Raw genomic sequence first — 14906 nt, 5'->3', positions numbered from 1 at the left:
TTGTTGCATAGCATATCAGCAGTACAAGTGTGCGACGCAAGTAAAGCCTGTAGCTGATTTAATGCCGGGTCCAAAATAATTCATCTGCATTATTCGCCGGAAACATAACTGGGATAACCCAATTTTGCATACAGCTTTGATAGTCGGTGCGCATGTTCATCATAAGCGCTCTCGAATAAGGTTACCGCCTTATCATTACCTACCAATGCACCACTGCTTAATACTTTAGGTGGTTTACCTGCCATTGTTAATAAACGGGCTACCTCGGCCTTTATGCAATTTACCAGCATTACTCCGCCCACAGTAGAACCGGGTGACACGGGAGTTTCCAGCCCATCAATATGCACCATGGCATCTCCCAACGGCGCCCCGGTATCAAGTATAATATCAGAGAAATCGCCCAGCTTTTTTCCATCTGCCCTTTTACTGGTTGAGCCTGCGGCATGCGCTTTGGTAATAATACTTACTACTTTCACCCCCTGCAGCTGTAACAATTCAGCCATTTCTATTGGGGCAATATTGCAGCCGCTGGAAGAAATAATCAATGCCGTATCAGCTGGACTAATATCAAAATTGCGCAATATTCTGTTGGCAAGTCCGGGTACATTTTCCAGAAACATGGCTTGTCTTTGGCCATTGGCACCCACCACATTATTGTGATAGGTTAAAGACAATTCTACAATAGGATTAAAACCGGGAAAAGAGCCATAACGGGGCCACATTTCTTCTACCATTATTCTGCTATGTCCAGATCCAAACAAATGCACCATACGGCCTGTCAGTATGGTTTGTGCAAACAAAGTGGCCGCCTCTTGTATTTGCGCCTGCTGGGCTTCAACCACATTGGCAATGGCACGGCATTTTTCTATATAGGTTTCTATTACATTCATATGCTCAATATTGTTATTTATTTGATTGTTTATGCTCAAGTGCAAACAATGCAGCTCCCATGGCTCCCGCCATTTCGCCTTGTGTAGCCTGTACAATCTGTATTTTATTGCCGGCAGGGCGCCATTCATACACATCCATAAATGCCGCCAATGGAGTAAATAATGCCTCACCCGCTTCAGCAATGCCGCCACCTATTATAATTATTTGGGGAGAGAGCATATTGCTTAACGATACTACCCCCAAAGCCAAAGACCGCACCGATTGTAACCAGACCCACTGCGCAAATGGGTTAGCGGCTGCAACATCCTGTAACAATGCCTGTGTGGAATCGTATTTACCCATAGAACGTTTTACTATGGAGCAATTGCCAATGGATTCTTCCAGGCTACCAGGCGTACCCGTAATACCAGGTTCACCCAAACTGTGAATTGCCATATGCCCAATATGTCCTGCTTTTTGAAAATGCCCGGTATAGGGCTTTCCATCTATTAAAATGGCACCACCCACACCTGTACCTAATGTAAGCATTACTGCATGTTTAGCATTTTTGGCTGCACCCATTTTATGCTCAGCCAATAAGGCGGCTACCGCATCATTCAATACCCAGGTGGGCATATTAAACACATTGGCCCAAACCAATTGTTCCAGGCCTTGCAAACGACCTGGCATAAACGCAATGGCGGTATTATTTTCATTGGCTAAACCTGGCGCAGAAACACCTATAACTATTTCGTGGGCAGGTGTAAATTGCTGAACCAATGCTTTAACCGCATTGGTTACACGCTGTTGCCAGCTTTCTGCATCTCCATCATTGGTGGGTAATATTGATTGATGCAAAATAGTTCCATCAGCCGCCAGGGCTATGTTTTTAATGCGTGTTCCCCCAAGATCTATTCCCAATGCAACTAGTGCCATGTTATGGTAGTTTAATATTGACCTTCACTAATGCTCCAGCCACCATCTACAGTTATTGTTTGTCCGGTAGTAAATACAGATTGGTCGCTCATAAAATAACAAGCCAGTCCATCCAGGTCTTCGGGTTGGCCTATTCGGCCACCATCTAAAGGTTGTTTGGTTTTTATAAAATGCATAATGGCCGCATCATTGGCCGCACGTGCTGCCATGGGCGTTTCTACCAATGCCGGCACCAATACATTTATACGAATATTATGGTTTGCATAATAGGCGGCTATGGATTTACTAAACCCTATTAATGCAGACTTTGCCGCCGCATAAGCATGTGTAATAAAATATCCAGGCGAAGGCGAACTACCCAATACCGAACCAAGGTTTAAAATAGTACCCGCAGTAGACTGTTTTAGAAATTGCTGTACAGCCGCCTGATTGGATAACATCACAGAAGTAAGATTAAGCTGCAAAGTTTTTTGCCATCCTTCCATTGTAAGTTCGTGCAGGGGGCCATCGCCAAATTTTCTGCCACTGCCGCCGGCCACATGGTATAATCCATCAAAGCCGCCAAACAGTTCAATACATTTTTCTATGGCATTTTTGGCAGTACCTTCTTCTGTAGCATCACCGGTAATGATATGTGCCTGACTTCCTAAAATTGAGGCAGCAATAATGACAGATTCGGTGTTGCGGCCAACACAAATAACCGAAGCACCATTTTTAATAAATGCTTTGGCAGCTGCAATACCCATACCAGTTGTACCGCCAATAATTACAATTTTTTTTCCCTGTAGCATATGCTAACTTTTTACAGCAAATGAATTTGCGGCTACAACTTATACAATTTCAGCAAATTATGGTTTTCCTTTTTTTATGAGCCAGGCAATTGATTGCTATGGCAACTTTACTTGCGTCGCACTCTTGTGCGGTAGAATAGCCATCGGCGGTTAGCTAAAAGCTTAATCAGGTTCAGAAAGTACAAGAGTGCGACGCAAGAGCAGCTTCATTATTTATCTGCAGCCGGGTTCACCCCTTTCTATTTCTTTTTTAGTGATGCCAAATAGCCTAGCAAATTAGCCATATCCTGTGTTGACATGGATTCGTACAATCCCGTCGTCATCATAGATTCTTTTAATTGGGTAAGCGTTTTTACGTCGGCTGTTTTAATTTGCCTGCGGCCACCGCCAGGGAATTTAATATCAATATCGGTTTCGGTTTTGCTGGCAATTACCCCGGTAAGGGTAGATCCATCTTTCATGATCAACTCCCACCCTTCGTACCCAAAACCAATCCCTGCAGAAGGATGCACAATGGCATCCAGCAAACCTTCTTTGGGTAATTTGCTGCCAATTTCGCCAAGCTTTGGACCAAAATCGTATCCGCTATTATTTATCTGATGACATACGGCACAGGTATTTGTAAAGATATTTTTACCAGCTGCTATGTCGGCAGTTAAGGCTTCTACTTCCTGTATGGATGGGGCTTTTTTAGCGGTTTTATTTTTAACATCATCGGGCAAATAGCTGGCGGCTTCGCTGCGAATATTACCGCGCCATGCGCCATTTACACTGGCTACAACGTAGGGTATTAACGAAGCCGGTACTTTTTTCTGTTTTAGTATTTCCAATACCCTTTCTTCACCACTCCAGCTTTTGCCAATACTACTGGCTGCGGTTTGCCTAAGCACAGTATCGTAAGCATTACTTAAAGCTATCTGCTGAATAATATCAATAGATGCCTTACTACCCACACCTGAAAGTGCCGCCATTAAATGCTGCTGACACATAGTGTCTTTGGCATTAAATACATCCATTAACAGTTTGGTTCCTCCCAGCTCAATTAATAAACCGGCGGCATTTTTACCCACCGATTCATCCGGCTTATTTATTGCGAGCTGCAGCAAATTATTATTTTCTGCTTTTACCTTATAACGGGTTACCAGTTCAATATATTCATCAGTGCCATTTAGAGATGCTAATACCTGTTGCAATGCTTTTTGTGCTACAGCAGATTGCATTACGGATTTTATATCCAGTGCGTGCAAAATCACTTTATTCAATGCCACATCAGCTGTTGCGCTATGGTCAATCATCTGAAGTAACAAACTGGATTTTAGTGGGCCGCTATTAAAATCAAAGGCCCTGAAATAACGCAACCTTTGCTGTAAGGGCACCGCAGCATTTGCAGCCAGTTTTGCCAAATAAGGCACGGCTTTTTCGCTACGGGCACGCCAAATAATATCGGTACCTGCTTTTGTTTGTAAAGGATCACCTGTTACCTTAATATAGGCATCTAAAAAACTGTCCCACTGTTCATCTGCACCTATACCCAATGCTTCCAGATACCAGCGGTCTTTACCATCGTATGCGGTGGCAAGCTTGGTCCACAAAGCAGGTGCTTCCATAGCTTTGTTGTGATGCAGGGCAATGGCGCATTCCCTGCGTACCTGTGCTGAGGTATCGCTAATAAGGCTGCTTACCACGCCTATTACATTGGCATTTAATTCACGTGCAGCACGTATGGCCATTATTCGGATATTGGGATTGCCATCTTTGATGGCTTGCTGTATATACTTTTCCGCATTGGCTTTGGGCAATTTAACCAGGGCCCAGAAAGCCCTTGCACGCATACGGGAATCGCTGCCGGTTACCCAGCTGGTTTCAAGTGCAGGTATTGCGGCTACTCCCATTTGGGATAATGCAGTAAATGCATGGTATCTAACAGAAAGATTGGGGTTTTGTAAGGCGCGTACCAGCCCTTCTGCAGTATTATAATCCTGTTTGGGTATGGTATAGGCAGTGCCCTTTGGAGCAACCCGGTAAATACGGCCACGCACCTGATCACCAGCCTGGTGACCACCCACACCGGGGTCGTACCAATCGGCAATAATTAAAGAACCATCTGGTGCCACACAAATATCTGCGGGGCGAAACCACTGATCCTGTTCATTTTTAAGGATATTAGATATAGTGGCAGTATACCCTGCTCCGCTATTTTGTACGGGATAAGACCTTACTACATTAGGGCCGGGATCGCAATGAATCATTTGTCCATAATACTGTGCAGGCAGCAAATTACCTTCATATATTACCATGCCTGTAGGCGAGCCGGCTCCCGTTTGCAATAAGTTGGGCATGGTACCTGGATCGTTCAAATGCCAATGCCTAAAAGGAATAGAATCTTCAATATTGGTTCTATTGGCCTGCCAGTAAGCGCCTGTTAATGCATCTGTATATCCATAGCTGCCATATTCCATAACAAAGTTGATACGGGTACCTTTATTACCATCATCATCATTATCGCTTTGCCATAATGTTCCATAACTATCTACGGCCACCTCGTAAGGGTTTCTAAAATTTTGTCCAAGACATTCTACATTAGACCCATCTACATTACACCTGAACACCATACCCTCTTTGTATTTTTTAGGGCCAATCACATCACCATCCTGATCTAATACATCTTTACCATTTTTATCTTTTAGGGTTTTGCCGGCATTGCCCATATTAAAATACAATTTTCCATCAGCACCAAATGTAAATGCATGTACTCCATGGTCGTGCTGTTCGCCATCAATTCCACTAAATAATACTGCTTTGCGGTCGGCTTTATCATCGCCATCATCGTCATAAAAAATCCAGATATAGGGGCTTTGAGAAACAATGGCTTTATTACCCAACACACAAATTCCCAATGGTGCATTTAGTTCCGGCCCCTGATAAAACACTTTAGCCGTATCAGCTTTACCATCGCCATTATTATCCTCAATAATCATAATGCGGTCGCCGAGGGCATTGGTTGGGTTGCCATTAATATCCGGACGATAATTATAGGCTTCTGTAACCCATACACGGCCACGTTCATCCACATCAATATTGGTGGGATTTTGCAGCATGGGCTCGGTAGCCATGGCGGTTACTTCCAGCCCATCGGCAACGGTTAATGTTTTTAGTGCATTTTCTGGCAAATGCTTTTGTGCTTCTGTAGCAGAATCCGTAGTTACAGCCGTGTTGTTGCCGGGTTGTGTATTACATGCCAGCAGCATAGCAAATAAACCAGGTAACCAAAAGTGGTTGCGAATAAACTGAGATGGTGTGATTGGAAATTGTATCATACAGCGTTAATTGTTAAACAGACATTTAAAGCTAATCTAAGCAAAGCATATATAGTAAAAAAATAATTTGCCGATATAGCATAAATCGTATGCAAATACAGTAATTCTTATTAGCCCGGCTGTGAAAGCACAGGGCAGCATCCGTTGCGTCGCACACTTGAGGGTTCTTTTGTAGGGGGAGCAGTATTAAAAATTATTAACAAACAAAAACACCAAACTGCCTAATATATTAAACTAAAAGGTTAAGCATGTCAATAAAAAAAATCAGTTTCGTTAACAACCTAATCCTACCAATTCAACTACCTATCTTACCATAATACTGATGATCAGAAAAATATAATACAATCATTTTTCCCTTATAAAGAAATGGATAATAAAGTTCGTACTTGCCATCGTAAGCGCTAAACAATGGCTCCCTAAATTGTTTTGTAAACACCTCCAGCAAATATGCTTTTTCGTCTTTGGAAGTAGGAAATAAATAAGATTTTTTATCCGGCAGCACCGTATCTTTTTCGGCATTGTACGCCACACCAAATTTCAGAAACACTTTTGTGTTTTCTACTGTATCAGCTACTACAATTGCAATAGATGGAAAATTTTCATCTATTTCGGATAGTAACCTAATTGCGTTATTAGTTTTGCTTAAATATTGGAGATTATAAATATAATCCGATAGTTGCTGCACCTTTTCCGGATTATCCTGAATAAGCTCTTTAGCAGAACTAATTAAAAAAGCTTTCTTTTGATTTGCTGTTAATTTGTCGCCGGCATATAAAAAAGCAAAAATTAAAGGGAAGCTCAACGCAAAAGCAAATATTACCGGTTTTTTATGCCTTGAAACAGAAGGAGGCTCTGTGTCTGCATTATGTTTATTGGCAATGCGGGTAAGATTAAGCATAATGTTTATCATTAATGCTCCACTCATCAAAGACAGTATGCCAATAACACTTGCATAAAAAGTATCAGTTATGTTTCGTTCAAAAACCTTGAATCCAAATACTTCCATACTTATATATACAAATACCCAGTATAGCAATAATAAAATTGATATAATACCTATAATATTACAAAGCCTGATAATTGATTTTTGGTTCATGAGTTGATTTTTTTATGAATATAATCCATTCCAGATGTATAATAAAAAGGCAAAACAGGAATATTGTAAGTGTTTGATTTTTCTAAGATTTGTAAGGATAAATAAATAGAGATGTGCTGTACAAGAGTGCGACGCAAGTAAAGCCTAATTATGTTACTCAAGCCTGGCCAATAAAAGTAATTTATCAACCGCGGTTTGGTTAATAGCATTCTTAAGACAGAGATAGCTTCTCAGGAGTTCGGTTTTATTTGCTATTTTTAGCGCTGCACAGCATACGGCTAATACCAAAACATGATTTCTGAAACCAGTCAAACCAATTTTTTGGAAGCATATTTTAATAACCAGCAATCCTATAATCATCTCTTTGGAGCCAATGTTAGCCTGCAGGAACATTGGAAAACTTTTTTTACTTCGTTTGCTCATTTAGGCCAGGAAGAAATTATGAACCGCAGTCAGGATATGATGCGGTTTTTAAAGGAAAATGGCGTTACCTATAATATTTACGACGACCCCAGCGGACTAAACCGCCCCTGGAAACTGGATATTATTCCATTCCTGATTAGTAAGGAAGAGTGGGGCATTATTGAAAGCGGACTGGTGCAACGTGCTACTTTATTTGACCTGATTTTAAAAGATGTGTATGGCAGCCAGCACCTGATTAAAGAGGGTATTTTACCTATGGAGATTGTTTACAATCACCACGGTTTTTTAAGGGAGTGTTGCGGCATTCAATTACCCGGCAAACATAATCTGGTAGTATACGCTGCCGATATGGCCCGCAGCAATAACGGTAAAATTTGGGTATTGAACGATAGGACCCAGGCACCCTCCGGCTCGGGCTATGCATTAGAAAACCGCCTGGCTATGGCCCGCATTGTACCTGAACTATTTGATGGTTTAAAAGTAAGGCGACTATCACCTTATTACAATGCCATGCGTAAGGCTTTAACCGCTATGGCACCTCACCAAAAAGAACAACCCCGCATTGTAATACTTACACCTGGCCCCAGCAACGAAACCTATTTTGAGCACTCATTTCTTTCTTCGCACCTGGGTTTTACCCTTGTACAAGGAGATGACCTGATGGTAAAAGATAATATTGTTTGGCTTAAAACCCTGGGCGGACTGGAGCAGGTAGATGTTATTGTACGCAGGGTAGACGATGAATATTGCGACCCGCTGGAATTAAAAGAAGATTCTCAATTGGGAGTACCGGGTTTATTGCAAGCTGTTCGTAGTGGCAATGTAAGTATTGCCAATCCACTGGGTAGCAGTGTAGTAGAAAACCCCGGACTAATGCCTTTCTTACCTGCCATTGCAAAACGCCTGCTGGGGGCAGAATTAAAACTGCCCAATATTGCATCGTGGTGGTGCGGGCAGCCAAAGGAATTAAAATATGTACTGGATCATTTACATACCCTGGTAATAAAACGCATTTTCAGAGAATCGAATAAAAGAACCTCGGTAGATGCAACCTTGTTAACTGCCAGCGGCCTGGCATCACTTAAGGCACAAATTATAGCGCAGCCACATTTGTATGTAGGGCAAGAGAAGGTAGACTTCTCCTCTACCCCAGCTTTGGTAAACGGGCAAATGGAGCCTTGCCATGCTTTGTTCAGAAGTTTTGCTATTAGCGATAATGGCAGTTATACCGCCATGAATGGCGGACTTACACGCACTTCATTGGATAAGGACAATATCATCATCTCGAACCAATTGGGTGGATTTAGCAAGGATACCTGGATATTATCAGGCGATGAAAGCAATACCTGGGCTGTTAAAAAAGAACAGGAATATGTACAGGATCCGGGCCCCGCAGATAAAACGGAAGTTCTGCCCAGCCGAACAGCCGAAAATCTGTTTTGGGTTGGCCGGTATGCAGAACGTGTATTGGGCAATGCCCGTTTTCAACGCACGGTAATGCAGTTTGTGGAGGAAGCCAATAAAGCATTTATTGACAATGACCTTAGCTTGAAGCAATGCCTGCTATCCTCATTAACGGCCTATACACATACCTTCCCAGGTTTTATTGGTGCCAATGCCGATAAAAAAATTCAGGACCCCTGGAAAGAACTGGGCGATATTTTATTTGATGAAAACCGGGAAGGTAGCTTAAGCTACAATATTGCCTTTTTTACAAGGGCGGTGCATGCAGTAAGAGACCATTGGTCTACCGATACCTGGCGGGTGTTGCGCGAAATGGAAGAAAACTGGCAACTGGCCATACATGCCAAACATAAGGGCCATTATAAAATGCTGAATGCAGTTGATAGTCTGATTACTTCTATGATGGCCTTTATTAGCCTTAACAGGGAAAGTATTTCACGCGAACAGGGCTGGACATTATTAGACACCGGCCGTAAAATTGAACAAAGCCTGCTGCTGGTTTCTATGCTAACTGCAACCATGGCTACACAACAGGATGATCAGGTGGCTTATATTTTACAGGAAGCTATTTTAAAAAGCAACGAATGCCTGGTTAACTACCGGTTTAAATACCGTGCTCATATTACGTTGCCACTGGTGTTAGACCTTATGTTGTTAGACCCCAATAATCCGCGTTCGCTAATTTACCAGATAGAACGGTTAAAAGCCTATGTATCTGCCCTGCCAAAAATAAATAGTGGCCATGCATTGGCAGAGCATGAACGCCTGGCATGGGAAGCATTTACCATGCTTAAAACTGCCGACAAAGACGCACTTTGCCTGGCAGACGAACAACAGCAGAACAGTAATCTGCTGCATTTTTTAACAAGGATGAATAATTTGCTGAATAATATTTCCAATGTAGTGTCTAAAACCTATTTTAAACACGCACAAACCCAGCAACAGTTATTCAGATCGGGAAATATGTAACCATGCTTTACCAAATTACACATACCACACAATATACCTATCACCAGGCGGTAAGTCTTTGCCATAATGTGGCAAAATTGCAGTTGCGCAATACCGGCAGCCAGGTTTGTAAACACACCGAAATAAATATTACACCACAGCCCGATATAAAGTTTGCCTACGAAGATTTCTTTGGCAATAAAGTAACCTATTTTGCCATACAAAGGGAGCATAAGCTGTTAACCGTAACCGTTTTATCTCAGGTAGAAAAAAAATTACCAACAAGTGCAACCTTACATTTTTATGCAGGTACTAAGTGGGAAGACATTCAAAAAGTTATACTGGAACCCGGCAACGATAATTTTGATGCACGCCAGTACATACCGCAAACAGATATGACCCTTACTACGCCGGAGATTTTGCAATACACCCTGCAATCTTTTACCCCCGGCCGGGCCATGTTTGAGGCTACCAAAGAACTCATGCAGCGCATTTATACCGATTTTGATTTTAAACCCGGTTTTACCACAGTAGCTACACCGCTATCGGTGGTTATGAAAGAACGCAAAGGTGTTTGCCAGGATTTTGCGCACCTGGCCATTGCCTGCATCCGCTCAGTTGGTTTGCCGGCACGTTATGTAAGCGGCTACCTGGAAACCCTGCCACCCAAAGGCAAAGAAAAATTAGTGGGTGTAGATGCATCCCATGCCTGGTTTGCCGTGTATATACCCAATGCCGGATGGATAGACTTTGACCCCACAAATAATGTTTTACCGGCAGACCAGCACATAACCATTGGCTGGGGCCGTGACTATGCAGATATTGCGCCATTAAAAGGGGTAATTTTAAGCAGCGGGCCGCACCAGCTAAAAGTATCGGTTGATGTACGCAGAATGGGATAAAACCATTTTTAGCCGGGCAATTGAATAACCATTAAGCCTGCTTGCGTCGCACTCTTGTACATTCTGCAACAGTGGCGGCAAAGAATATTACCGGCTGATGATTAAAAACAAAGCCCATTACCATAATTTGATTAGTTTAGCCTTTCAACTATAACACAATTCAATTTTAATATCATGGCCAAAGCAAAAAAAACAAAAACGCCTAAGAAAGCTGCACCAGCATCGGGAATGGTAGTTAAAAGTACCGCGCCGGGCACCTATGCCAAAGCATCGTCTTTTATTGCCAATAAAAACTTTTCTTCGGCCAAAAAAGGCGGTATTACCAGCACACCCAGAAAAGCAAAATAGCCTTTGCGATAAAGGCTATTGTAGCTGAGTATTTATTTTAAAAAAAATCTGTTGTTGGCTGTTGAATAGCTGCCATTAAAACAGAACCCTGAACCGAGCGTGGCAAGCGGCGATGCCATTATAGCTTATGCCGGTAACAAAAACTATTTCTTTTTCTTAGCCCACAGCTGCCGCATATCTAATGTATAAGGATATTCTTTGTTTACTTCAATATCGGGCACATCGGTTTTAAATGGCAGTCTGTCTTGCGTAATATAATGCTCCACCACAGAAAACCAGGGGCGTGGCCGCAGGGTTTCCTGTGTATGCCCATGATCCCAAAAACGGCTAATTCGGCGGCTTTCGGCCTCGTAAGCATTTATGGGGAAGGTATCGTAGCTTCTGCCACCAGGGTGGGAAACATGATAGGTACAACCACCAATACTTCTGCTGTTCCAGCTATCTACAATATCAAAAACAAGTGGCGTATCTACCCCAATGGTTGGGTGCAATGCAGATGGCGGTTGCCATGCACGGTAGCGTATACCACAAACATATTCTCCTTTGGTTGTAGTTTCTTTAACCGGTACACGGTTGCCATTGCAAAGCAATACAAACCTGTCGGCATTAAAACCTTTAAGCGTTACCTGCACTTTTTCCAGGGAAGAATCTACAAAACGGGCAGTGCCGGTACTGCTCATTTCTTCGCCAAGCACATGCCAGGGTTCAATACCCATGCGTATTTCCATATCTATGCCCTGAATTTTCACCGTGCCATAGTGAGGGAAACGGAATTCGAAATAGGCATCAAACCAACTCATTTGAAATGGATAGCCGGCTTCGTTTAAATCGCTTACAACTTCTTTTATATCCTCGTGTACATAATAGGGCAACATAAATTTATCGTGCAACTGTGTGCCCCAGCGTACCAAATTATGCGTGTATGGTTTTTTCCAGAATTTAGCTATTAACCCGCGTAGCAACAGCATTTGTAATAAGCTCATTTGCTTATGGGGTGGCATATCAAAAGCACGAAACTCCAGAATACCCAGCCTGCCCGAAGAAGAATCGGGCGAATACATTTTATCAATGCAAAATTCTGAGCGGTGGGTATTACCGGTAATATCGGTTAATAAATGCCGGAAAATCCTATCCACCAACCAAAATGGCACATAACCTTCTCCTGTATCCGGTACTTGTGAAAAAGCTATTTCCAGCTCGTACAGTTTTTCATCGCGGCCTTCATCCACCCTTGGTGCCTGACTGGTAGGCCCAATAAATGAACCTGAGAACAGATAGGATAATCCGGGATGGTGCTGCCAATAGGTTATTAAGCTGCGCAGCAAATCGGGGCGGCGTAATAATGGGCTATCTGCCGGCGATGCGGCACCTATTGTAATATGGTTACCACCACCAGTACCGGTATGTCGGCCATCCAGCATAAATTTCTCTGTGCCCAGTCTGGATAAATAAGCCTGCTCGTACAAAGTATTGGTATTATGTAATAATTCTTTCCAGCTATTGGCGGGATGGATATTTACTTCAATTACCCCGGGATCTGGTGAAACCACCAATCGCTCCATACGGTAATCGCGGGGTGGCTCGTACCCTTCTATGCGCACCGGAATTTGTAGTTGTACAGCTGTAGCTTCAATGGATGCGATGATATCAAGATAATGTTCCAGGTATTCCATGGGCGGAATAAAAATATAAATAATGCCATCCCTTGCTTCAACGCATAAAGCCGTTTTAATCGTTTGTACCTCGAAGGTGATATTCTCCTCAGCTTTTTCTTCTTCTGTTTCCTTAATCTGGGTTGGCTTTTTTATTTTTTTTGCCTCCCCGCCCAACTCAACCGCCTCCTCTGTTTTTGCTTGAAACCTGGGTGGTGCCGGATGTTCGTACACCATACCATACCTTCCAGCAATAGATTCATGAAAATGATCTAAGGCAGGTAAGGCTTCAAACAAACTACGCTCAACCTGTTGAGGTGCAGCTGCTTTTGCCACTACCGGCAATGATTCTAATGGCAACCTTAATCCGATTGGGGAGTTACCCGGCATTAAAAACAAATACTCCCTGTTAAGCTGCCATTTACAACTTAGCCATTTATTGTTCCAGTAATTCCATTGTACCGGCAAAACATAGCCAATGGGATTGCCAAGGCCTTTATCCAGTAATTGGGCTAAGGTTCTGCGCTCTATACTGTCTTTTAAATTTGCTTTTAATGGGTCTATATTTATGGGTGTTTTGCCTTCACTCCATAAAAAAAAGAATGCATCTTCATAGGCGGCACTAATATTATCTGTACTTACCGCCAGGCGTTTCGCCAATTCTTCCATGATGGCTTTCGCATCTTCATGGGTATAAATTCGTTCAGTTTTTTCGTGGGCAATTAAATCCAGGTTACGCCAAATGGGGTATCCATCTTTGCGCCAGTATAAACCATATTGCCAACGGGGCAAGGGCTCGCCCGGATACCATTTACCCTGCCCATAATGTATCATTCCAGTGGGGCCAAATTGTTCCCGCAGCCGAAAAATCAGGTCGTGGGATAGCTCTCGTTTTTCTTTACCATCTGCTGCCGTATTCCATTGGGCCGACTCCATATCATCAATAGAAACAAAAGTGGGTTCGCCACCCATGGTTAAGCGCACATCGCCTGCTGCCAGGTCTTCATCAATTTTAAAACCAAGGGCTTCAATGGCGGCCCATTGCTCCTCAGTATAGGGTTTGGTTACCCTTGGATCTTCGTGAATACGGGTAACACTATTATCAAATTCAAAAGTAACTTCTGCTTTATCGCTGGCACCTACTACCGGTGCTGCGCTGGCATAATGCGGGGTGCAAGCCAATGGTATATGGCCTTCGCCGGCAAACAAGCCTGATGTTGGGTCAAGCCCAATCCAGCCTGCACCGGGTATATACACTTCCGTCCAGGCATGTAAATCAGTAAAATCTGCTTCGGGGCCAGAGGGACCGTCCAACGATTTTATATCAGCAGTTAATTGTACCAGATAGCCCGATACAAAGCGGGCTGCCAGCCCCAGCTGTCTTAAAATTTGCACCAATAACCAGGCAGAATCGCGGCAGGAGCCCAATGCACGGCCCAATGTTTCCTCCGGAGTTTGTACTCCCGGTTCCATGCGGATGGTGTAGGCAATATCTTTATTTAGTTGCTGGTTGATGGCCACCAAAAAATCGTTAATATTCTTTTTGCTTTTGTCCAGAACCTGCAGCCAATTGGTTAATAATGGGCCGGCTGCTTCCTTTTCCAGATAAGGAATTAATTCTTTTTGTAATTGGGTGCTATAGGTAAAAGGAAAATTTTCTGCATATTCCTCCACAAAAAAATCGAAAGGGTTGATCACTTCCATGCGGGCAATTACTTCCACATCAATACATAATTCGGTGGTTTTTTCAGGAAAAACTACCCTTGCCTGGTAATTGCCAAAAGGATCTTGCTGCCAGTTCATAAAATGATCCTTAGGCGTAATTTTTAGCGAATAGGCTTCTATGGGTGTGCGGGAATGCACAGCAGGACGTAAACGAAAAATATGGGGCGATAAACTTACCGCCCTATCGTAATGATACGTTGTTTTGTGTTTAATAGCTACACGTATTGCCATAATTACTTTATTAAGTGTTGATGGCAAACAATCGTCGGAGTAGATAAAATTAAAGCAAATTTTGTGGCAGGCAATTTTTGTTTTGCAGTTAATCACTTTTATTGGCCGTGCTATTGGTAGCAATGGCATCGCCGCTTGCGTCGCACTCTTGTACGTTCCGCACCTGATTTGGCTTTTATTAAAAAGCCGATGGCTATTCTAGT

The 14906-nt window shown here is 42.9% G+C and carries 9 protein-coding genes; 3 read left to right on the top strand and 6 right to left on the bottom strand.

The genetic code is table 11. From position 1 onward, the window contains the following. Positions 1-89: 89 nt before the first annotated feature. The 5 genes from GD597_RS19435 to GD597_RS19415 form a co-directional block, all read right to left on the bottom strand. Positions 90-890 (bottom strand): sugar isomerase domain-containing protein, encoded by an 801-nt coding sequence (locus GD597_RS19435; protein WP_171609580.1) that lies wholly within the window; start codon positions 888-890, stop codon positions 90-92. Positions 891-903: 13 nt separating this feature from the next. After that, complete coding sequence (locus GD597_RS19430) at positions 904-1806, bottom strand: ROK family protein (RefSeq protein WP_171609579.1); 903 nt, start codon at positions 1804-1806, stop codon at positions 904-906. Between the two features lie 11 nt (positions 1807-1817). Next, positions 1818-2597, bottom strand: a complete 780-nt coding sequence (locus tag GD597_RS19425; RefSeq protein WP_171609578.1) for an SDR family NAD(P)-dependent oxidoreductase — start codon at positions 2595-2597, stop codon at positions 1818-1820. Between the two features lie 239 nt (positions 2598-2836). Then, complete coding sequence (locus tag GD597_RS19420; protein WP_171609577.1) at positions 2837-5914, bottom strand: PVC-type heme-binding CxxCH protein; 3078 nt, start codon at positions 5912-5914, stop codon at positions 2837-2839. Between the two features lie 295 nt (positions 5915-6209). Next, positions 6210-7010 (bottom strand): hypothetical protein, encoded by an 801-nt coding sequence (locus GD597_RS19415; RefSeq protein WP_171609576.1) that lies wholly within the window; start codon positions 7008-7010, stop codon positions 6210-6212. A 291-nt stretch (positions 7011-7301) separates the two neighbouring features. On the opposite strand from GD597_RS19415, the gene GD597_RS19410 reads away from it, so the two are divergent. The 3 genes from GD597_RS19410 (at position 7302) to GD597_RS19400 (ending at position 11095) form a co-directional block, all read left to right on the top strand. Beyond that, the gene (locus tag GD597_RS19410; protein WP_171609575.1) at positions 7302-9866 is read left to right on the top strand and encodes a circularly permuted type 2 ATP-grasp protein; all 2565 of its coding nucleotides are present in this window, start codon (positions 7302-7304) and stop codon (positions 9864-9866) included. Positions 9867-9868: 2 nt separating this feature from the next. Further along, a complete protein-coding gene (locus GD597_RS19405; RefSeq protein ID WP_171609574.1) occupies positions 9869-10747 on the top strand; it encodes a transglutaminase family protein in 879 nt (292 codons plus the stop codon). Between the two features lie 174 nt (positions 10748-10921). Continuing rightward, a complete protein-coding gene (locus GD597_RS19400) occupies positions 10922-11095 on the top strand; it encodes a hypothetical protein (RefSeq protein ID WP_171609573.1) in 174 nt (57 codons plus the stop codon). Between the two features lie 143 nt (positions 11096-11238). Here GD597_RS19400 and GD597_RS19395 read toward each other — a convergent pair whose 3' ends face one another. Further along, the gene (locus GD597_RS19395) at positions 11239-14703 is read right to left on the bottom strand and encodes a transglutaminase family protein (RefSeq protein WP_171609572.1); all 3465 of its coding nucleotides are present in this window, start codon (positions 14701-14703) and stop codon (positions 11239-11241) included. Between the last annotated feature and the right edge of the window lie 203 nt (positions 14704-14906).

Origin of the sequence: Limnovirga soli, from assembly GCF_013106755.1 — a bacterium.
Taxonomy (GTDB): Bacteria; Bacteroidota; Bacteroidia; order Chitinophagales; family Chitinophagaceae; genus Limnovirga; species Limnovirga soli.
This window is presented reverse-complemented; position numbering and strand designations above follow the sequence as displayed.